Below are 19,627 nucleotides of genomic sequence, written 5' to 3'. Positions count from 1 at the left end.
GTGGCTAAATAGCGCGTGGCTGGTAGGCTTGCATGGTCATAAGTGTTCAACCTTCCCCATGTTAGGGGACAGATGAGTTCCACCTCCGAGCGTTGTCACCTATTTTCCCTTAAATGTTGATAGCGCCGGAAGGCCAGGAGGATTTTGTAGTGTCCGCCATTTTGCAGGCTTTTAAGGACGCCGACCTGCGTAAGAAGATCATCTTCACTATCTTGATGATTATTGCTTACCGCATTGGCGCCCAGATTCCATCCCCGGGCGTTGATTACGCTTCGATCTCCGGTCGTTTGCGTTCTCTGACGGAGGAGTCCGGCAATCTGTATTCCGTGATTAACCTGTTTTCAGGTGGCGCGCTTTTGCAGTTGTCTATCTTCGCCATCGGCATCATGCCGTATATTACGGCTTCGATCATCGTCCAGCTGCTGACCGTTGTCATCCCGCACTTTGAGCAGCTGAAGAAGGAAGGCCAGTCCGGTCAGGCCAAGATGACGCAGTACACGCGTTACCTCACGCTCGCGCTGGCGTTGCTGCAGTCTTCCGGCATCGTGGCCCTGGCGGACCGCGAGCAGCTGCTGGGCCAGGGCGTTCCGGTTCTGGCTGAAGACCGTAACTTCTTTACCCTTATCGTTCTGGTCATCACCATGACCGCGGGCGCCATCCTCGTTATGTGGATGGGCGAGCTCATTACTGAAAAGGGCATCGGCAACGGCATGTCCCTGATGATCTTCGCCGGCATTGCAACGCGCTTGCCAACCGACGGCGTGGGCATCATGCAGAACAACGGCGGTCTGGTCTTCGCCATGGTCGCCGCGGGTCTTATCGTGTTGGTCGTTGGCATTACCTTTATCGAGCAGGGCCAGCGCCGCATCCCAGTACAGTACGCAAAGCGCATGGTTGGTCGCCGCCAGTACGGTGGCTCCTCCACCTACCTGCCGCTGAAGGTCAACCAGGCCGGCGTTATCCCGGTTATCTTTGCGTCCTCGCTAATCTATATGCCGGTGCTTATCACCCAGATCGTTAACTCTGGTTCCGGTAACGTGCCGGATAACTGGTGGCAGCGTAACGTGATTGCGCACCTGCAGTCCCCGAGCTCCTGGCAGTACATCGTCTTGTACTTCGTGCTGACCATCTTCTTCTCTTACTTCTATGTCTCGGTGCAGTATGACCCTGCCGAGCAGGCAGACAACATGAAGAAGTATGGTGGTTTCATCCCGGGTATTCGTCCGGGCCGCCCAACCGCACAGTACCTCGGCTTCGTAATGAACCGTCTGCTGTTCGTAGGCTCCCTATACCTTGCGTTGATCGCTATTCTGCCGAATATCCTGCTGGATCTCGGCGTTGGCCATTCTTCCGCAAACGGCACCTCCGCTTTCGGCGGTACCGCTATTCTGATTATGGTCTCGGTTGCTCTGACTACCGTCAAGCAGATTGAGTCCCAGCTCCTACAATCCAACTACGAAGGACTTCTCAAGTAATGCGTTACGTACTCCTCGGCCCTCCCGGTGCCGGCAAAGGCACCCAAGCAGCAATCCTGAGCGAGAAGCTGTCTGTTCCGCACATCTCCACCGGTGACCTGTTCCGCGCCAACATTGGTGAGGGTACCCCGCTGGGCGTTGAGGCAAAGTCCTACATTGATGCCGGCAAGCTCGTTCCGACCGACGTCACCGCGCGCATGGTTGAAGATCGCCTTAACCAGGACGACGCTGCAAACGGCTTCCTGCTGGACGGCTTCCCACGCACCGTGGAGCAGGCTGGCATTCTGGCCGAGCTGCTCGAGAAGAAGGGCGTCAAGCTCGACGGAGTTATCAACTTCGAGGTTTCCGAGGACGTCGTCGTCGAGCGCATGCTGGCCCGTGGCCGCGCTGATGACAACGAGGAGACCATCCGCACCCGACTCGGCGTCTACCGCGACGAGACTTTCCCGCTCATCCAGCACTACGGCGATGAAATCATCAACGTCAAGGCTGAGGGCACCGTTGAGGAAATCAACGAGCGTACCCTGAAGGCTATGGGCAAGTAATACGCCATGGGATTTAGACGCCGCAGCAAAACCATTCCCGCACGCACCCCAGGTGAACTGGACGCGATGCAGGCCGCCGGAGAAATCGTCGGCAAAGCATTGCAAGCCGTGCGCGCCGCTGCGGCGTCTGGCGTATCTACGCTCGAGCTCGATGAAGTAGCCGAGCAAACAATCAGGGACTTGGGCGCTACCCCTACCTTCAAGGGATACGAGGGCTTCCCGGGTTCCATATGTGCCTCCGTCAACGATGTCATCGTGCACGGCATTCCGGGCAAAGACATCGTGTTGGCGGAAGGTGACTTGGTCTCCATCGACTGCGGCGCAACGCTCGACGGTTGGGTAGGAGACAGCGCGTGGACCTTCGGCGTGGGCAAGCTGGCCCCCGAAGCAACCGCGCTTAACGACGCCACGGCATGGGTTTTGGCTGAAGGGCTCAAGGCGATGGTCCCGGGCAACCGCTTGACGGATGTTTCGCACGCTCTTGAGCAAGCAACCTACCGCGCTGAAGATAAGTTCGGCGTTGATCTTTTCATTGTGGATGGCTACGGCGGCCACGGCATTGGCCACACCATGCACGAAGAACCTTATCTCGCGAACGAAGGAAAGCCGGGCCGCGGTCCGCTCATTCAAGAAGGTTCCGTTCTCGCGATTGAGCCGATGCTTACCCTGGGTACGGAAGATAACGCCGTGCTTGACGACGATTGGACTGTGGTCACCCTTGACGGCAGCCTCGCCGCTCACTGGGAACACACCGTAGCCGCGACCGCTAACGGCCCGCGAATCCTTACTCGTCGCTATTAGCTGAAAATCACGGGGGAGGACTGGGGTCGCGTCGAGTATGCGGATTCCACGTGAGGGTCTATACTCGTTGCCATGTCTAAACTTCGCCCCCGCAACGTGTCCTCTAAGGCACGTCGTGCCCTAGTTGCCCCTATGACCGCCGGCGTCATGACCGTCTCCGTCTTGGCAGGCGCCCCAGCTGCTTCCGCACAGACCGTTCCTTCCATCGAGTCCATGAGCTCCGATGCGCAGGCACAGATTGATGCCCTGACCGCGGACGCCCGCGCACAGATCGATAACTTCGTCGGTCAGTCCCGCGAGCAGGCTTGGAACACGCGTAATCAGATTCTCGATCAGGTCAAGGTTTTAAACCCTGCTGCGGCAGATGCTATTCAGCCGGCTGTTGACGCTGCAGTCAACGCTATCTTCCCAGGCCTGATTGACCAAAAGAACGCGGAAGCACGTGCGGCACGTGAGGCGCAGGAGCGTGCGCACGCAGAGCAGGTTGCACGCGAACATGCTGCGGCTGAGGCGGCTGCACGTGAGGCCGAAGCACAGCGCAAGCGCAACGAGTTTGACCGCGGCCCTTGCCCGGCGGATGCACGCGTCTGCGTTGACCTGAACGGCAAGCGCACCTGGCTGCAGGACAACGGCAACGTTTCTTACGTAGCATCTGCGATGTCTGCTGGCATGGCAGGTCAGGAAACCCCGCGCGGCACTTTCTACATCAACCGCAAGATCAAAGACGAGATCTCCCGCGAGTTCGGTAACGCGCCGATGCCTTACTCCATGTACTTCACCAACTCCGGCCACGCCTTCCACGAGGGTTCCCCGGCTTACGAGTCCAACGGCTGCATCCACCTGTCGCATCAGGATGCTGTTCGCTTCTGGAACGATGTGCCAGTCGGCTCCAAGGTTTTCATCTACTAAGCATCCAAAGCGCAGACGCTTTTAATCTCTTTCAAAGAGAATTCTCCCCGTGGAAGATAATTCCCCGGGGAGAATTTTTGCTTTATTGCCGCTTTGGCGCGTGTCTCTAAGAGTGCGCAGGTAGAGGAGTTTGTTTATTGCTCGCACGCAGCGTATGCTAAAGCGCTGGTGTATGTTTGCGGTCTTATTTACCGCGACGTCGCCAAGCAGTAGACACCAAACATGCAGGTGACACTCACTTGAAGTCACCTAGAAAAGTAGAGGTTATGGCTAAGGAAGGCGCAATCGAGGTCGAGGGTCGTATTATCGAGCCTTTGCCAAACGCAATGTTCCGCGTCGAGCTCGACAACGGACACAAAGTTCTTGCACACATTTCTGGCAAGATGCGTCAGCACTACATTCGCATCCTCCCAGAGGATCGCGTGGTTGTAGAGCTGTCCCCTTATGACCTAACCCGCGGACGCATCGTCTACCGCTACAAGTAAACACTGTAAGCCTCCTTACCCTCTGACATAGCGGCGCTATGTCTAGCCCACCTCAGGCTGCGATGGCCTGAGCCCGCACTGGTAAGTAGCCCACAGATCCGGCATCGGCCCGGGCGAAGTGCTGCATGGAGCGGGGCGGATAGGGAGAAAACCATCGTAACAACCCGAAAGGACACGCCACATGGCACGTCTAGCTGGTGTTGACCTTCCACGCAACAAGCGTATGGAGGTCGCTCTCACCTACATCTACGGCATCGGTCCAACCCGTGCCAAGGAATTGCTGGAAAAGACTGGCATTTCTCCTGACCTGCGCACCGACAACCTCGACGATGATCAGCTGTCGGCGCTGCGTGACGTAATCGAAGCTACCTGGAAGGTCGAGGGTGACCTCCGCCGCCAGGTTCAGGCTGACATCCGTCGCAAGATTGAAATTGGTTGCTACCAGGGCATTCGCCACCGTCGTGGCCTGCCGGTTCGTGGTCAGCGCACCAAGACCAACGCTCGTACCCGCAAGGGCCCGAAGAAGACGATCGCAGGAAAGAAGAAGTAATTCATGCCTCCAAAGACTCGCTCCGGCGCGCGTCGTACTGGCCGTCGCGTCGTAAAGAAGAATGTGGCCGCAGGCCACGCTTACATCAAGTCCACCTTCAACAACACCATCGTGTCTATCACTGACCCGTCCGGTGCTGTTATCTCTTGGGCATCCTCCGGCCACGTTGGCTTCAAGGGTTCCCGTAAGTCCACTCCGTTCGCTGCACAAATGGCTGCTGAGAACGCTGCTCGTAAGGCAATGGAGCACGGCATGAAGAAGGTCGACGTATTTGTTAAGGGTCCGGGCTCCGGCCGCGAGACCGCCATCCGTTCCCTGCAGGCTGCAGGCCTCGAGGTTTCCTCGATCACGGATGCAACCCCACAGCCGCACAACGGCTGCCGTCCAACCAAGCGCCGCAAGGTTTAAGGGAAAGGAAGAGGTAAGAAAATGGCTCGTTACACTGGCCCCGCTACCCGCGTATCCCGCCGTCTGCGCGTCGACTTGGTCGGCGGCGACATGGCATTCGAGCGCCGCCCGTACCCACCGGGACAAGCTGGCCGCAACCGCATCAAGGAATCCGAGTACTTGCTGCAGCTGCAGGAGAAGCAGAAGGCTAAGTACACCTACGGTGTTCTTGAGCGTCAGTTCCGTCGTTACTACGCCGAGGCTAACCGCCGCCCGGGCAAGACCGGTGACAACCTGGTCGTTCTGCTCGAGTCCCGCCTCGACAACGTCGTCTACCGCGCTGGCCTGGCAAACACCCGTCGCCAGGCTCGCCAGCTTGTCTCCCACGGTCACTTCACCGTGAACGGCAAGAAGATCAACGTTCCTTCCTTCCAGGTTTCGCAGTACGACATCATCGATGTTCGTGAGCGTTCCCAGAAGATGGAATGGTTCGAAGACGCTCAGGACCGCCTGGTCGATGCCAACGTACCGGCATGGCTGCAGGTTGTTCCTGAGACCCTGCGCATCCTCGTGCACCAGCTGCCCGAGCGCGCTCAGATCGACGTTCCGCTGCAGGAGCAGCTCATCGTCGAGCTTTACTCGAAGTAAACTTAGTAACCGAGTGCCCCGTTTGTGGCATTCGGAGAAGAGTGAATCTTCGAAACCTCAATCTTTACCCCTTCTACCGACGTCAAATAGCGGGCGTCGACAAGGAGATATTCAATGCTCATTTCCCAGCGTCCTCAGCTCACCGAGGAATTCATCGAGCCGTCTCGTTCCAAGTTCGTCATCGAACCGCTCGAGCCGGGCTTTGGTTACACCCTCGGTAACTCCCTTCGTCGTACCCTGCTGTCCTCCATCCCGGGTGCAGCAGTAACTTCCATCAAGATCGATGGTGTTCTCCACGAGTTCACCACCATCAACGGTGTGAAGGAAGACGTCTCTGAGATCATCCTCAACATCAAGGGCTTGGTTCTGTCCTCCGACTCTGACGAGCCGGTTGTTATGTACCTGAGCAAGGAAGGCCCAGGTGTTGTTACCGCGGGCGATATCCAGCCGCCGGCTGGCGTGGAGATCCACAACCCGGATCTGCACATCGCATCCCTGAACGACACCGCCAAGCTGGACATGGAGCTCGTCGTCGAGCGTGGCCGCGGCTACGTTCCAGCAGCACCGACCTCTGGTGAAATCGGACGCATTCCGGTTGACCAGATTTACTCCCCGGTTCTGCAGGTCTCTTACAAGGTCGAGGCAACTCGTGTTGAGCAGCGCACCGACTTTGACAAGCTGATCATCGACGTCGAAACCAAGAACTCGATTTCTGCCCGCGACGCCCTGGCTTCCGCCGGCGGCACCCTGGTCGAACTCTTCGGCCTGGCTCGCGAGCTGAACAATGCTGCTGAGGGCATCGAGATTGGCCCGTCCCCGCAGGAGACGGAGTACATCGCGGCCTACAGCATGCCTATCGAGGACCTGAACTTCTCCGTTCGTTCCTACAACTGCCTGAAGCGTCAGGAGATCCACACCGTTGGTGAGCTCGCAGAGTGCACCGAGTCGGACCTGCTGGATATCCGCAACTTCGGCCAGAAGTCGATTAACGAGGTAAAGATCAAGCTGGCTAACCTGGGCCTGGCTCTCAAGGACACCCCTGAGGACTTCGACCCAACCCAGCTTGAGGGTTACGACGCAGAAACCGGTGACTTCAAGGATCCGTCTGCGGACGATTCCGAGTAAAGCACCACACTGACCTGCGGCCCGAGCTTATGCTCGCCGCGCGCTCACTTTATCCGCACACGAGGAGTACATAATGCCAACCCCTAAGAAGGGTGCCCGTCTCGGCGGCTCCGCTACCCAGCAGGCTCACCTGCTGAGCAACCTGGCTGCTAGCCTGTTCGAGCACGGCGCAATCAAGACCACCGATGCTAAGGCGAAGATGCTTCGTCCTTACGCTGAGAAGATCATCACCAAGGCTAAGTCCGGCACCCTTGCTGACCGCCGCGCAGTGCTGAAGCTCATCCCGCACAAGGATGTTGTTGCGCACCTGTTCGACGAGCTGGGCCCGAAGTTCGAAGGCCGTGAGGGCGGCTACACCCGCACCATCAAGCTGGAGAACCGTACCGGCGACAACGCCCCGATGTCCCAGATCTCCCTCGTTCTCGAGGAGACCGTGACCTCCGAGGCAACCCGCGCTACCCGCGCAGCCGCTTCCAAGCAGGCTGAGGCTGAAGAAGCTAAGGCTGAGGAAGCACAGGCAGAAAACACCGAGGCTTCCTCCGAGGAGTCCGCAGAGTAGTTCTGCCTAATCCTTAAAAGGCCGCACCGCCGCGCCATCTTTTCCAGCCCGTTAGAGTTGGGGGAGACTGGCAAGGGGTGCGGCTTTTGCCGTATTCGGCTTTGTTAAACTGGGCAGTCGCTAAAATGCAACAACCCTAATACTCCTAATACTGCAGAAAGGTCCCAAATCTCTCGAAATGACTCCACTGTTTTCCGTTCTGTACGTCATCGGCATTACCGCTGAGTCGATGACCGCCGCCCTTTCTGCGGGCCGGCAGAAGCTAGATCTGTTTGGCGTGATGCTCATAGCGTCGATTACTGCTCTAGGCGGCGGAACGGTGCGTGACATTGTCTTGGGTGCTTATCCCTTGACCTGGGTGGGCGAGCCGATGTATCTCCTAGTGGTGCTCGCCGCATCGATTGTCACGGTGTCCATGTCATTTTTGATGCACTACTTTAGGCACCTTTTCTTGCTTCTCGACGCCCTAGGCCTTGCTGTATTCAGCGTGCTCGGCGCCCAGAAGGCTTTGCATTTGGGCCATGGTTTCTTGATTGCAGCAACAGCGGCAGTAATCACCGGTGTCTTTGGCGGCATCCTGCGTGACCTGCTTTCGGACCGCGTCCCGCTCGTATTTTCTGGCGAGTTCTACGCCTCGATTTCGCTGCTCGCGGTCTGCGTCTACATGGGCCTGCTTCACGTTGATGTTGGTGAGCACAACGCCGCGATCATCACCGTTGTCGTTGCCTTCTTGGCGCGCATCGCGTCGATGTATTACGGCAAGGGGCTGCCGGTTTTCGAATACAGAGGCGCAGATCAGCCCATCGACCCGCGAATTCGCCTATCTGCGCGCATGGTCAAAGCGGGTGCGCGAAAGGCAAAGCGGACCCTGCACTTAGATCGGGCTAGCTACGTCGCGATGAGCAAGCTGCGCCCGCCGATGCGCTTGCGCATGACGCGCAATAAACAAGACTGGGATCTCAACAGTGATGGCCCTGGACAAGGGAGTTAATTAAGCATGCGTCTGCGTATCGATCTGTCCTATGACGGCACGGATTTTCATGGCTGGGCCCGGCAGAAGGGCGAGCTGCGTACGGTGCAGCAGGTTCTCGAAGACAATCTTTCGATGATCCTGCGCCATGAGGTCGAACTGACCGTGGCAGGGCGCACGGATGCCAGTGTGCATGCGGCAGGCCAGGTCGCGCACTTCGACATTCCAGCTAGTGCACTCGAGCAGCGATCGATTGATGGGGACCCGGTAAAGCTCGTGCGTCGCCTAGCGAAGCTCCTTCCGGAAGACGTTCGCGTACATGACTGCCAGCAAGCACCAGAGGGCTTTGACGCGCGCTTTTCGGCCCTTGAGCGCCACTACGTTTACCGCATCACGACGCATCCGCGCGGGGCATTGCCGACGCGCGCCCGCGACACTGCGGTCTGGCCGAAGGCGGTGGACATCGAGGCAATGCAGCAAGCCGCGGAGCAGTTAGTTGGCTTGCATGACTTCGCCGCCTTTTGTAAGGCAAAGCCGCATGCCACGACAATTCGCGACCTTTTGTCTTTTGAGTGGGTCGATGTATCTACCCCGAGCGAGCCGCAGCTTTATGAAGCCCGCGTGGGCGCCGACGCCTTTTGCTGGTCGATGGTTCGCTCACTCGTGGGTTGCTGCTTGCGGGTAGGCGAGGGCTCCCGGGGAATCGACTTTGCCGCGGAGATGCTCGCTTTGAACTCCCGTTCTTCCCACATTCCGCTAGCGCCGGCAAAGGGGCTTAGCCTGGTCCAGGTGGACTATCCGGCAGATGCTGATTTGGCGGCGCGTGCTGCGCAGACCCGTGACCGTCGCACTGCGGATGAGCTTTCGCTGGGTTAAGCTAACGCGTGGAATGACAAAACTAGGGCAGTAGGGGTGCTGCCTTGTTTGAGGGGGGAAATTCTGCATGTCACGTCCAATGCCGACGACGAAAGCACAGGTATCCGGGCATAAATTTTTGCAGCGCCGCGTGGAGCATGGCCTGGTACTTGGCGATATTCGCATGATTCATGATCCTTTAGCGAGCCGGCGCCGCGCCCTCATCTTTGGGATCATCGCAGTGTCGTTTCTGGCTATCGGCTCGGGAATGCTCGCGTGGCTCCAGCCCAATCCCAATCCGGGCGATGCACCCATCGTGCGCTCGCAGGAAGGCCAGCTTTTCGTTCTGGTTAATGAGTCCTATCATCCGGTGAGCAATTTGGCCTCCGCGCGCCTTATCGCGGGAGAGCCGGCGGCGCCCCAGGCCATGGGCAATGAGTTCTTGAGCAATGCGCGGCTTGGCACTCCGCTAGGAATTGCCGATGCCCCAGATTACTTGGCCGATCCTGCAACCCCGGCACAAGGCTGGGCGGCCTGTTATGCGGCCGCAGCTGACGAGGACAAAGAAAATCCCACCACGATTGATGGGGAAGGCAGCCGGCCCGGGGAGACTGTGGTACTGGCCAACGCCAAGGTTGAGCACCTCCGCAGTGCGGAGGCGGCGTTGGTTTCCACAGGTGGCAAGGAATGGCTATTGACTTCGGCAGGGCGCGTAGAGCTGCCTTCTGCTGCCTCGACGCAGGGCCGCGTGCTACGCCGCGGCATTGGCGTGCGCGATGATTCCTATGTGTGGCAGATCCCGGAGGATCTGCTGAATGCCTACGCGGAGCTTCCGCCGCTGCGCTTTCCTGAGCAAACCCCGCAGATTTTAGACACCGGCGATGATCTGTGGGTGCGCGTAGGCGCAGGCGATGAGCAGAGCGTGGCCTCGATTACTCCTACGCAGGCAGAGATGCTGGCAGGCATGGGCGCCTCGCGCGAATCGGTCGATGGCGCCGAAGTCGCCGCGCTTTCCGACGCCGCGTTACCCTTCAACCTGCCCGCCAATTCATATGATTTCCTGTCTCCAGGTCGTGGTTGGCTCTGCGCGGATGAGCTGGGCGCAACGGTCTTGAGCCCCGCGGTTGAGGCAACTGTCTCTATTGCCGGCAAGGCCACTGCTGATCGGTTCGCTGGCTTGGAAGCCGGCGGGGTAGGAGTAGACAGCGGTCACGGTTTCCATGTGGTTTCGGCGACGGGTATCAGGCACTCTGTGGCACAAGGTGCACTGGTCGAAGCGCTGGGCACGACCACGCAGGCAAAAGTCCCGTGGGAAATCTTGCGGTTGCTGCCGGAGGGCTCTCCTCTAGACCGCGAAAGCGCCTTGGCGAGCCAGGGCAGCGATGAGGGAACCGAGTAGAGCGCCGGCTTTTAATTCCTAGTGCTGCTTGGCGCGCCGTAGCGTTGCGGCGATCACGCCAGCAAGGCCGAGCAGGCCAAGCAAAGTCATAAGCCGGGTTGGTGCCTGGCTGCGATGCACGGCAGCTGGATAGACGGTGACTGTCTTTTCTTCGTCTTCTGCCTCAGCGTTTTTGTCATTGTCTTGTGCCCGGTGAAAGGTAAGGGCTTGCAGCGGATCGATGAAGCCGTGGCCTGGCTCGGCGGCGGCATAGATACGCTCGCGCAGCTGTGCCGCTGAATCGTGCGGATAGCGTTGGGCGAGTAGCGCCACGGTTCCCGTGACCACTGGCGCTGCAAAAGAAGTACCGTGGAACTCAGCAGCCTGCTTGCCGTCGGTGGTTTTGGCTTTTGCCCATTGATTACCCGGTGCTAGGGCGAGCGGGACGTGGCCTTCGGCGCTTAGCTCTGGCGCTCCATTGCGGGCAGGAATGGAATAGTCCGCGACCTCGTGCGCGGTAGAAAGCGCGCCCACTGCGAGAACGGTATCCGCTTGTGCTGGATAGACGGTGTCTTCCTTGGTGCATCCATCGGAAGAAGCATTGCCCGATGCCGCAACTATGACCGTTCCTTCGTGCTCTGCGCGTTGGAGCGCGGCGTTGAGATCGTGGGTGTCGACGCGGTCGGCGGCGTCGCTTGGAACGCAGGAAACCACCGAGATGTTAATGACCTTGGCCTGTTCATCCAAGGCGCGGTTTAATGCGGCGGCCAAAGTCTCCAGCGTGCCGGAGGTACTTTCTGAGTCAGCAGCGCGGTGCCGATAGTGCGCGCTGGTTTGCCGGATGGATAAAATCTCGGCCCGCGGCGCAATGCCGATGTCATAGCCTGCGATGACGCCTGCAACCGCGGTGCCATGTACATCGCAGTCCCGCAAAGGATCTGGTTCTTCGGGCGTGACAAAGTCATCCACGCCGCGCAAAGCGCGCAGCTGCGGGTGTGGGCTGACACCAGTATCGATGACGGCAACTTTGATTCCCTCGCCAGTGGCAAAGGAATGCAACCGCGCCCGATACGCGCTTTGCTCCGCTGAGGTATGCGGTGACTGCGCTGCCGCAATCGGCTGTGCACAGGCGACGTCGGGTTCACGCGCCGACGCTAGGGTCGGCGCGGTAAATGCAGAAATTGCTGCTGCCGAGGGAAATCCCGCTAGCAGTAATGCGGCGAGCCTTTTCTGGACGACTTTTGAGTTCACCATGTTGGGCCTATCCCAGTCCGCGGATGAGGAAGAACAGGCCTGCCACATGCGCGGCGAGCGGCAAGCACGCGGCCACCGCGATGGTTTCGGCGCGTTCGTACCAGGCAATCGTGGTGGGCTCAGCCGCTGCAATCTTGTGCGACCACAGCGGGGTAGAGGCCATCGCCGCCACAATGATGAACCCAAGCACGCTCATCACCCACAGGCTCCACGGAGCTGGATGAGCAAGCTCTTGCCAACCCCGTCCCACAAGCACCACAGCGGCGGTACCGGCCGCCAGCGCACACGTGGAAAGCGCCCAACTGGAGACCACCCGGGCGTGCCGCACGGAATGCAATACCGTGGCACCGGCTAAGGCCAGGCATAAAAGCTGTGCGAATAATGCGGCTACGGCGTCCGAACGGCTCAACGGCATTCCTGCTACAACCATGAGGCTGGGAATGCCGGCGATGGCTGCGCCGATGCAGATGCCCTCATATGCAAGCCCGGCGCGCTGTGCCCGCGCATCGACGTCGCTTTGTACCGAGTCGGAGACGTTGAGGCTTTGCCCAGCGGTGGGAAGTTGCGGGACCTTGAGCCCGGCTAGGTGAGTAGACAGTGAGGCGGCGTTCGCCAAGACAAAGACCATGGCCAGCAACAAACAGGCAGCACCGGCAGCAGGTACAACCTCGGGGGCTGTGGGACCAGCGAGTCCGGCGGACTGCGCGCCGGGTAGATAGCTGCCGGCCGCGCCAACTGCGAAAAGTATCGCGGCGGAGATGGTCAACATGGCCAGTCGGGTTCCGCCGAGTCGCGCCATATGGCAGGCACATAAAGCAAGAAGTGCGCCGGCGCAGGCGGCCCATATTCCCCACGGCATTTCATCTTGCGCGGGCGCAACAAACAGCCAGCCCGCTGCGCTAGCAGCAAGGATGAAAAGGCTCGTTATAAGCGTCGAACGCGTCCATAGCGCGAGGGCGAATGCGCCAAGGGCACACGCCGCTGCCGCCGCTGCGAGACCCGCGAGCGCCGCGATGATGCAGCTGGCGCCGAGCAAACCACAACTTGCCCACAGCGTGGCAGTGCGCGCGGGTTTAGCATCGGCGGCATCGTGTGCAAGTGCTTCTGCCGCATCGCGCACGATGGGCGCAGGCTTGTCAGTGACTTGCTCGATGAGAAGCAGACTGCCATCGTGCAGTGGCGTGCGCTCCAGAGCCGTGCTGAGCGCAATGGTCTTTCCACCAGCGGTGCTGGCTTGGAGCGGGACGGTGAAAATAGGGGCGTCGGCAAGCAGCAAAAGCTCGCCCAATGCCTCCCCGATACTGACGTTTAAGGGCAAACAAACGTCAGCCTCTTTGCGGAATTCACCGATGTTGAAACGAACCGTAAGCCGCACAGATTGTGTGGGCGCAATGCTTGGCGCATGTTTCATGTGCAAAAATCCTCCCCCGAGAATCCTGAAGGCGCCAAAATCATTGGCTTTTGCCTTCTCCCCCTTGCCTATAGGCACACATTGTGGCTTACTAGTGGCAACGTGTCCACCGCAGTCAGCATTTTGGTGTCTGCGTGTTTAGCCACGAAGGTAGCTGGGGGTGCTGCCTCGTGGTTTAGATAAGCAGGAAAAGCGGGTGGGCGCGGCACAAAAATCGGAGGGATTTTTTGGGGGGAATTATGTCCATTCTTGGGCTTTCGCGCGAGAAAACTGTCGAACCTTTAGACAGCGCACTTCGCGAGCCGGCTCCGCCGCTTCCGCAGGCAGGCATTGATGCAGAGCCAGTTCCGGAGGCCGTACGCCCGCAGCCTGTGCCGCTGATTAGGCTGCTCATGCCGATTGTCATGGTGGCTGCGATGCTGGGCATGGTCGCGCTCATGGTGTTGGGAGCAGGGCCTAGCCGCCGCATTAGCCCGATGAGCTTGATGTTCCCACTCATGATGCTGGCCTCTGTGTTCATGATGATAAATCCGCAGGGTGGCTCCCAGGATCCGGATGAGACGCGGCGGACTTACTTGCGGCATTTGAAAGCGCTGCGGGAGAAGGTTCTTGAGGTCTCTGCCGCGCAGCGCGCGCATGAGGAACATCGCAACCCGGCGCCGGCTCAGGTCGCGGCGTTGGTGGGAAGCTACCGGATGTGGGAGCGCAATGCCGATGCCCCGGATGCATTGGAGGTGCGGGTGGGAACTGGCCCGATGTCGCTGTGTGTGCCTATCAACGTACCGGACTCAGGAGCTACGGAAGACCTTGACCCAGTCTGTGCGGTCAGCGTGCGCCATACGGTCAATGCTTTGCGCACCTTGGCGCAGATGCCGGTGGTCATACAGATTCAGGCTTTCAATTACCTGGGGCTTAGCGGGGAAAATGCCGCTGGGGTAGCGCGCGCTATGGTGGCGCATTTGGCAGTGGCGCATGGCCCGGAAACGCTGGGAATTGAGGTTTATCCGCAGGCCGGTGGGCAGTGGGAATGGGTGAAGTGGTTGCCCCATGCACGCGCGCCGAAAAAGGCGCGCTTTCGTATCGTGCTTGTCGACGCCACCGCAATCCCACCGCATGAGGACCTTTGGGCAGAAGAGGAAATAACGGCCTATATCTGTGTAGGAGTGCAACGCTTTACGCCGCTTGGTCAAAGGGCCGAAGAAGACGGCATCTTCTTGGTGGTCGATGAAAAGCTACAGGTAGTAACCGCCGCCGGGGAGGAAGTTCTCGGTGTGCCGGACACGGTTTCGGCGCCCGATGTTTTATTGCTTGCCCGAAATTTAGCGCGCTTTCGCAGGCCAGATTCTTATCGCGGGATTAAGACTCGCAAGCACAAAAATGACCTTCTGGATCTGGTCGGGGTGCGTGATGTGGATGAGCTTGCTGCCAGCGGGATGTGGCATGGCCGCGCCGGGGAGCAGCGGCTGAAAGTGCCGATTGGCTTGGACGAGGCTGGGCAGCCGGTCTTTCTCGATTTGAAAGAATCCGCCCAGGGCGGAATGGGCCCACACGGGCTATGTATCGGCGCCACTGGCAGCGGCAATAGGGAATGTGGGTTTGGGGTACGATAGGGCGTATGACAGCGACTACAGCACAGCGTGCGGCGATTTACGCACGTATTTCGTTGGATAAGCAGGAAGAAGCCGGTGTGAAGCGGCAAATTCACCTCGCCACTAAGCACGCTGAGGCTGACGAGGCTAAGGTGGTCGCCACCTACGTGGACAACAACATCTCCGCCTTCTCTGGCGACCCTCGCCCTGATTACAACAAGCTTATTCACGCCATCGAGAACCGCGAGATTGACGTTGTTTACGTCTACGCACTCGACAGGCTGACCCGTCGCACCAAAGACACACTGGCGCTCTTTGAGTTGTGCGAGAAGCACAACGTCACCGTCAAAGCGAACCGTGGCTACAACATTGACCCTTCAGACCCTGCATCGCGGCTCACTATCGTGATTCTTGGTCTGATTGCTGAGCAGGAGTCTATTGATCGTGCTGCACGTATCCGAGCTGCCTACGAAGACCGGGCCCGGACAGGGCGGCCTAAGACAGGCGGGCGGCGTATGTTCGGCTACGAGGCTGACGCTGAGACCATCATCGACGAAGAGGCCAAGGCTATTCTCGACGCCGCCGCGATGGTCATTGCTGGAAAGACTCTGCGCGAAACCGTGCGCGAGGTCTTTCATGCACGCAGTCTTACTGCGACTTCAGGCAGGCCTATGTCGGCGCCAACGCTGCGAGACATTTTACTCAACCCACGCGTGCGCGGCTTGAGTACGTTCAACCCAACTGACCCGGATACGGGGAAACGTCTTGTTAAAGATCGCAAAATCATTGGTAAAGGCAACTGGTCTGCGATTATCGACGAGGTTACAGGTGAAAAGCTCGATGCAATCTTGCGCGACCCGTCGCGGCGGCTCTCACATAGCGGTAACGCACCGCGCTATTTCCTCGCTTCTGTCCTGACCTGCACCTGCGGAGAACCGATGTATTCGCGTAGTCGGCGGAACAAGGATGGTAAACCTCGTCGTTTCTATACCTGCAAGCGCTCTGAGCCGGGCGGTACCCATGTCTCTATCGGTGCTGAGGTTGATGATCTTATCGAAGCTGTCATTCTTAAACGCATGGAGCAACCTGACGCCGTGGATGCCTTGCGTAAGGCCTTGGCGCCAGAGAACAACACCCTTACCGAACGACTCCTAGAACTTTCAGGACGGCGAAACGCGTTGTTGGCCAAGCGTGAGCAGATTGAAAATTCTGCTATCGATGAAGAGATTGACATGCCAACATTCGTGCGAATGTCAAAGATAATTGAAGCTCAGATTGCAGGTCTTGATGGAAAAATGCGTGAACTAACGACCAGTCATGCTGCTGACCCCCTTGCTGTAGAACTTGCCGACGTGCCGGACTTTGCCAAATGGTGGGGCGGTGCCTCTGTTGAGGATAAGCGACGGCTGACTCGGCTGCTAATGGAAATTCACATCCTGCCTGGCAAGCCTGGCGCTAAGAAATTCGACCCGTACCGTGTGAAGATCACCTGGCTACAGTAGCTGTCTGTGAAGCGCTTCTACGAGGGAGTGCTGCGAGAGCTGGCAACCAATCTGTCCATGCTCCTCGGGGGCGGCACTGCTCAACCGTAGCGTTTTGGGAAAAATTAGACACAACTCTCGCAGCCTCGCATGTCGAGCGCTGGAAGGAATATCTTAACTGTCCGATATTGTTAATTTCTTAATGGGGTTACGCTGCTACCGTCCACCGCGCCCAGCGCAGCACCGTGGACTGTACCCGCGCCGTTATCGACCACCACGTCGATGGGGCCGGGCTGTATGTGGCGCTGACACGCGGTAAAATCGCCAACCACATCTATGCTGTCACCGAACATCAGCTAGATGAACTTGCTGAGGAAGGCTACTACCACTACCAAGGCATAGACCACACCCCAAGTACTAGGGACGTCTTTAATAAGGCAATTTCGCGCGATACCACCCCGAAGGCCGCACGTGAGGTCATCGCCGAAGTTGTAGACGAGCAAACCTCACCCGATCGCATGATGGGCCTGTGGCTTATGGGCAAAGACGAAGCCACCAACGACTTCATCGACTCCTACCTCCCCGACTGGATCGACACCCTACCCGGCGACCTTGCCCGAAAGATTGAAACCAGTAACGACGGCGCAGAACCAATCCGCCACGGTTGGGCGAAACTCATTGACGCGGGCATTGATCCGCGCACCGTCATGGACGCTGCTACCCGCAATATTGACAACGCCCACGATCCGGCACGTCTTATCCGCTACCGTCTAGATGAACAGCTCCGCCTGCGCGATACCGGAAAGCGCAACCAATTGCCTCCTGTATCTGGTCAGACAGATATAGAACTCGATACGTGGCTGCGCACCCACAACCCTTACGACCGCGCGGAAACTGCTCGCCTTACTGGAAAGGAAGGAAACCTCAACCAGCTCAACCAAACTGTGCTGGCAGAGCACGCACGCTTTGCCCGCTCGAAGGTCGAGTCGCTGACTTGGCAGGAGGCAAGTATTACTACTCGCCTACACGAGGACAAAGACGCAGCCCTCAACGAGGTACAGGCCGACTACCAGCAGATATGCCTTGATGCTGGGCGCATTCGCGCCTACGAGCAGGCCATGGCAGACATTGAGCACCAACGCCTGCTTAAAGAGGACTACACCCGCCCGGTAGCCGAGCGGGCTTACGACCATGACGCTGCAGGCTATGGCACGTACCAACAGCGCATAGACCATGCACATAAGCGTCTTGAACAGGCGCAACAGCGCCGCAGCCTAGCTCAGCAAGCTATTGAAGAGGCCGGATGTAGCTTGCCGGAGACAGGTCTGTGGGATGAAATCTGCTACCGCGCCGACGACACAGAAGAATGGGACAAGCGCCTAAACGCTGCCGCACAACACGACAGCGAGCACGCCCACAATCTTCAACAACGCCTCGATTCGATTCGCCGAGAGAAGACGGACTGGGCTGACCGCGCAGACATCGCCACACGCTTGCGCGCAGAGGAAGTCCCCAACGATGTTGCCGACCATGCAGGCTACATCGCTGATGAAGTCAACCTACTTGCCGCACAACGCACCTATGAACTACGCCGCCTGGGCTTAGACGAGCCAGCACAAGAGGCAATCCGCGACATGGTCGCAGAAACCATTGCTGCTGCCTACGAACCAGACAATGACGAGACTCACCACGATGAGCAAGACACCGCCGTCCAGAACACCGTAGGGGAAGAGCAACCTGCACCCGAGACCACACCAGAAGAGGAAAACGCCGACAACACTCAAGACGAAGACACCAGCGGACTGAACGAAGGTGCGCGAGCAAGCCTCGACTTCCTCGCCAGCCTCGGCCTAGGTGGAGAGCAGCAAAGTGTTACCAGCGACAGCGACACTACCGACGAACAAGCACCCGCTGATGAGCTTGAAGAAGAACAAGGCCCAGAGCTTTAGAAAACAGCGAGGTCAGAGCGCTAGAAGGAATAAATGTATATACCTACATACACATGTGTGTAGGTATATACACCAGTTAATCAGCTTCTTTCTTCGAGCCATCGTGTTGCCCACTCTTCAAAAAGTTGGGAGATGCTCTTCTCTTCTTCCACTGCAGCGAGTTTGAGTTCTTTAATCAATTGTCGATCACGGACGTACAACTGAAGACGTGTCGCTTTATCATTAGCTTGAGCGAACATCTTTGTTGAGGGCGAGCTCTCCGACCTATTTCCAGGTGATTCTTCCCGTGCCTTATTCTTAGCCTTTGGAATTGCCATCGTTTACCCCTTACTCCTCAAATGCTGCGATTACTTCTCGGGCCAAAGAATCCCACACCTTCGTACTGCTGGGCCTTGTTTCGAAGGCACGCCGTGTAGCCGCCCTAGTTGGGATGACTGTTTCAGCAAGCGCTGCAGTCTCATCACCCTCCAGCTCGGCATGGACTTCATCTAGAAGTTTTCCCTCCTGTCGACATTCGACAGAACAACTGCTGTTGGTGTCCCCATTTCTATTAGCCAAGAAAGCGTTACCTGAGTTCGATCAATATCCATCGGGGAAACACCAGTGGGAAGAAGGACTAAATCGGCAGCCTCGGCGCTTTCGGTTATGAAAGCTAAACCACCTGGAGGGGTATCGACTATAAGAAAGTCCGGATTGTTCCCCTTTCTGACAACTCCAGAGAAATCACTTGAGCTGTGGACAGATTCGATAGGAAATGGAAAATCCTTCACTTTGGTTGCCCATCGGGTAGCAGATTGCTGGGGATCGCCGTCTGCGATTGCAACGGTATACCCCATCTGCCGAATTGCCTCTGCGAGCATCACTGAAAGTGTGGTCTTCCCTGTCCCGCCCTTCGACTGAATCACGGAAATTACTCGAGTCATGACGCAAGAATAGCTTCAGGGATATTTTATCTAAGTAGCGACATGCGCATGTGTGTATATCATGCTATGTGGTCGATGGTCACTGATAGCAGTTAACCTAAAAGGGACTCTCTGCATGCACATATACAGATATGCGCATACTTCAAAGTTTAGCCGCTAAGCACCTACTGGAAGATGTTTCGGTTGCGGGCGCGCGTGAAGGCGGTATAGTTTTGGGTGTCCGCAATGCGCTTCCCCCGGCGCATAGCCGGACGGAAGGAAAACAAAAAGCCACGACTCCTGCACCCCGCAGGTGGCTTCTCCCCAGTGCTTCCAACGACGAGAAGCACTGGG

Annotated in this window: 20 protein-coding genes; 16 read left to right on the top strand and 4 right to left on the bottom strand. The window is 58.1% G+C overall.

Annotated elements, in window-relative coordinates; all coding sequences use genetic code 11:
- Positions 1-149: 149 nt before the first annotated feature.
- The 13 genes from secY (at position 150) to eccB (ending at position 10,708) form a co-directional block, all read left to right on the top strand.
- Positions 150-1,475 (top strand): preprotein translocase subunit SecY, encoded by a 1,326-nt coding sequence (gene secY, locus HMPREF2888_RS05855; protein ID WP_061920555.1) that lies wholly within the window; start codon positions 150-152, stop codon positions 1,473-1,475.
- Complete coding sequence (locus HMPREF2888_RS05850) at positions 1,475-2,020, top strand: adenylate kinase (RefSeq protein WP_061920557.1); 546 nt, start codon at positions 1,475-1,477, stop codon at positions 2,018-2,020. The genes secY and HMPREF2888_RS05850 overlap by 1 nt, the downstream gene beginning before the upstream one ends.
- 6 nt (positions 2,021-2,026) lie before the next feature.
- Positions 2,027-2,821 (top strand): type I methionyl aminopeptidase, encoded by a 795-nt coding sequence (gene map / locus HMPREF2888_RS05845; RefSeq protein WP_061920561.1) that lies wholly within the window; start codon positions 2,027-2,029, stop codon positions 2,819-2,821.
- Positions 2,822-2,893: 72 nt separating this feature from the next.
- Complete coding sequence (locus HMPREF2888_RS05840) at positions 2,894-3,730, top strand: L,D-transpeptidase (RefSeq protein WP_070456904.1); 837 nt, start codon at positions 2,894-2,896, stop codon at positions 3,728-3,730.
- Positions 3,731-3,996: 266 nt separating this feature from the next.
- Positions 3,997-4,215 carry a translation initiation factor IF-1 gene (gene infA, locus HMPREF2888_RS05835; protein ID WP_004566852.1) on the top strand — a complete coding sequence of 73 codons (219 nt, stop codon included), beginning with the start codon at positions 3,997-3,999 and terminating at the stop codon, positions 4,213-4,215.
- 181 nt (positions 4,216-4,396) lie between these two features.
- Positions 4,397-4,765, top strand: a complete 369-nt coding sequence (rpsM, locus tag HMPREF2888_RS05830; RefSeq protein WP_034656519.1) for a 30S ribosomal protein S13 — start codon at positions 4,397-4,399, stop codon at positions 4,763-4,765.
- Between the two features lie 3 nt (positions 4,766-4,768).
- Entirely contained in the window at positions 4,769-5,173 is a 405-nt protein-coding gene (gene rpsK, locus HMPREF2888_RS05825; protein WP_034656521.1) for a 30S ribosomal protein S11, read from the top strand.
- Between the two features lie 21 nt (positions 5,174-5,194).
- The gene (gene rpsD, locus HMPREF2888_RS05820) at positions 5,195-5,800 is read left to right on the top strand and encodes a 30S ribosomal protein S4 (protein ID WP_061920567.1); all 606 of its coding nucleotides are present in this window, start codon (positions 5,195-5,197) and stop codon (positions 5,798-5,800) included.
- Between the two features lie 114 nt (positions 5,801-5,914).
- Positions 5,915-6,925: a DNA-directed RNA polymerase subunit alpha gene (locus tag HMPREF2888_RS05815; RefSeq protein ID WP_061920569.1), complete on the top strand. Its 1,011-nt coding sequence runs from the start codon at positions 5,915-5,917 to the stop codon at positions 6,923-6,925.
- Positions 6,926-6,998: 73 nt separating this feature from the next.
- Positions 6,999-7,484, top strand: a complete 486-nt coding sequence (gene rplQ / locus HMPREF2888_RS05810; RefSeq protein ID WP_061920571.1) for a 50S ribosomal protein L17 — start codon at positions 6,999-7,001, stop codon at positions 7,482-7,484.
- Between the two features lie 178 nt (positions 7,485-7,662).
- Positions 7,663-8,475, top strand: coding sequence for a trimeric intracellular cation channel family protein (locus HMPREF2888_RS05805; protein ID WP_061920572.1), 813 nt, complete (start codon positions 7,663-7,665; stop codon positions 8,473-8,475).
- Positions 8,476-8,481: 6 nt separating this feature from the next.
- Positions 8,482-9,330, top strand: coding sequence for a tRNA pseudouridine(38-40) synthase TruA (gene truA, locus HMPREF2888_RS05800; protein ID WP_070518504.1), 849 nt, complete (start codon positions 8,482-8,484; stop codon positions 9,328-9,330).
- Between the two features lie 67 nt (positions 9,331-9,397).
- Positions 9,398-10,708, top strand: coding sequence for a type VII secretion protein EccB (gene eccB / locus HMPREF2888_RS05795; protein ID WP_070497801.1), 1,311 nt, complete (start codon positions 9,398-9,400; stop codon positions 10,706-10,708).
- Positions 10,709-10,726: 18 nt separating this feature from the next.
- Here the strand turns inward: eccB and HMPREF2888_RS05790 are convergent, their stop codons facing one another.
- Positions 10,727-11,941, bottom strand: a complete 1,215-nt coding sequence (locus HMPREF2888_RS05790) for a S8 family serine peptidase (protein ID WP_070497803.1) — start codon at positions 11,939-11,941, stop codon at positions 10,727-10,729.
- Positions 11,942-11,948: 7 nt separating this feature from the next.
- Positions 11,949-13,352 (bottom strand): type VII secretion integral membrane protein EccD, encoded by a 1,404-nt coding sequence (gene eccD, locus HMPREF2888_RS05785; protein WP_070497829.1) that lies wholly within the window; start codon positions 13,350-13,352, stop codon positions 11,949-11,951.
- Positions 13,353-13,591: 239 nt separating this feature from the next.
- On the opposite strand from eccD, the gene HMPREF2888_RS05780 reads away from it, so the two are divergent.
- From HMPREF2888_RS05780 to HMPREF2888_RS05770, 3 genes are all read left to right on the top strand, one after another.
- The gene (locus HMPREF2888_RS05780; RefSeq protein WP_070518503.1) at positions 13,592-14,962 is read left to right on the top strand and encodes a hypothetical protein; all 1,371 of its coding nucleotides are present in this window, start codon (positions 13,592-13,594) and stop codon (positions 14,960-14,962) included.
- A complete protein-coding gene (locus HMPREF2888_RS05775) occupies positions 14,941-16,443 on the top strand; it encodes a recombinase family protein (RefSeq protein ID WP_070518501.1) in 1,503 nt (500 codons plus the stop codon). The genes HMPREF2888_RS05780 and HMPREF2888_RS05775 overlap by 22 nt, the downstream gene beginning before the upstream one ends.
- Positions 16,444-16,667: 224 nt before the next feature.
- Positions 16,668-18,371: a hypothetical protein gene (locus HMPREF2888_RS05770; RefSeq protein ID WP_239239159.1), complete on the top strand. Its 1,704-nt coding sequence runs from the start codon at positions 16,668-16,670 to the stop codon at positions 18,369-18,371.
- A gap of 80 nt (positions 18,372-18,451) precedes the next feature.
- Here HMPREF2888_RS05770 and HMPREF2888_RS05765 read toward each other — a convergent pair whose 3' ends face one another.
- Together HMPREF2888_RS05765 and HMPREF2888_RS05760 are read right to left on the bottom strand one after the other, a co-directional pair.
- A complete protein-coding gene (locus tag HMPREF2888_RS05765; RefSeq protein WP_070456048.1) occupies positions 18,452-18,688 on the bottom strand; it encodes a peptide transporter in 237 nt (78 codons plus the stop codon).
- A gap of 171 nt (positions 18,689-18,859) precedes the next feature.
- Positions 18,860-19,294: a ParA family protein gene (locus tag HMPREF2888_RS05760; RefSeq protein WP_239239156.1), complete on the bottom strand. Its 435-nt coding sequence runs from the start codon at positions 19,292-19,294 to the stop codon at positions 18,860-18,862.
- Between the last annotated feature and the right edge of the window lie 333 nt (positions 19,295-19,627).

Source organism: Corynebacterium sp. HMSC077D03, assembly GCF_001808545.1.
Classification (GTDB): domain Bacteria; phylum Actinomycetota; class Actinomycetes; order Mycobacteriales; family Mycobacteriaceae; genus Corynebacterium; species Corynebacterium simulans.
Note: the sequence above shows the minus strand (reverse complement) of the source record. Positions and strands in the feature narration are given on the sequence as shown.

What these genes read in the sequence shown, in the direction of transcription:
- infA (WP_004566852.1), top strand. Translation starts at nt 3,997, where the DNA reads ATGGCTAAGGAAGGCGCAATCGAGGTCGAGGGTCGTATTATCGAGCCT.
- map (WP_061920561.1), top strand. Translation starts at nt 2,027, where the DNA reads ATGGGATTTAGACGCCGCAGCAAAACCATTCCCGCACGCACCCCAGGT.
- rpsM (WP_034656519.1), top strand. Translation starts at nt 4,397, where the DNA reads ATGGCACGTCTAGCTGGTGTTGACCTTCCACGCAACAAGCGTATGGAG.
- HMPREF2888_RS05840 (WP_070456904.1), top strand. Translation starts at nt 2,894, where the DNA reads ATGTCTAAACTTCGCCCCCGCAACGTGTCCTCTAAGGCACGTCGTGCC.
- HMPREF2888_RS05760 (WP_239239156.1), bottom strand. Translation starts at nt 19,294, where the DNA reads ATGACTCGAGTAATTTCCGTGATTCAGTCGAAGGGCGGGACAGGGAAG.
- HMPREF2888_RS05790 (WP_070497803.1), bottom strand. Translation starts at nt 11,941, where the DNA reads ATGGTGAACTCAAAAGTCGTCCAGAAAAGGCTCGCCGCATTACTGCTA.
- HMPREF2888_RS05850 (WP_061920557.1), top strand. Translation starts at nt 1,475, where the DNA reads ATGCGTTACGTACTCCTCGGCCCTCCCGGTGCCGGCAAAGGCACCCAA.
- HMPREF2888_RS05805 (WP_061920572.1), top strand. Translation starts at nt 7,663, where the DNA reads ATGACTCCACTGTTTTCCGTTCTGTACGTCATCGGCATTACCGCTGAG.
- rplQ (WP_061920571.1), top strand. Translation starts at nt 6,999, where the DNA reads ATGCCAACCCCTAAGAAGGGTGCCCGTCTCGGCGGCTCCGCTACCCAG.
- rpsK (WP_034656521.1), top strand. Translation starts at nt 4,769, where the DNA reads ATGCCTCCAAAGACTCGCTCCGGCGCGCGTCGTACTGGCCGTCGCGTC.
- HMPREF2888_RS05775 (WP_070518501.1), top strand. Translation starts at nt 14,941, where the DNA reads ATGTGGGTTTGGGGTACGATAGGGCGTATGACAGCGACTACAGCACAG.
- truA (WP_070518504.1), top strand. Translation starts at nt 8,482, where the DNA reads ATGCGTCTGCGTATCGATCTGTCCTATGACGGCACGGATTTTCATGGC.
- HMPREF2888_RS05815 (WP_061920569.1), top strand. Translation starts at nt 5,915, where the DNA reads ATGCTCATTTCCCAGCGTCCTCAGCTCACCGAGGAATTCATCGAGCCG.
- eccB (WP_070497801.1), top strand. Translation starts at nt 9,398, where the DNA reads ATGTCACGTCCAATGCCGACGACGAAAGCACAGGTATCCGGGCATAAA.
- HMPREF2888_RS05780 (WP_070518503.1), top strand. Translation starts at nt 13,592, where the DNA reads ATGTCCATTCTTGGGCTTTCGCGCGAGAAAACTGTCGAACCTTTAGAC.
- eccD (WP_070497829.1), bottom strand. Translation starts at nt 13,352, where the DNA reads ATGAAACATGCGCCAAGCATTGCGCCCACACAATCTGTGCGGCTTACG.
- HMPREF2888_RS05765 (WP_070456048.1), bottom strand. Translation starts at nt 18,688, where the DNA reads ATGGCAATTCCAAAGGCTAAGAATAAGGCACGGGAAGAATCACCTGGA.
- rpsD (WP_061920567.1), top strand. Translation starts at nt 5,195, where the DNA reads ATGGCTCGTTACACTGGCCCCGCTACCCGCGTATCCCGCCGTCTGCGC.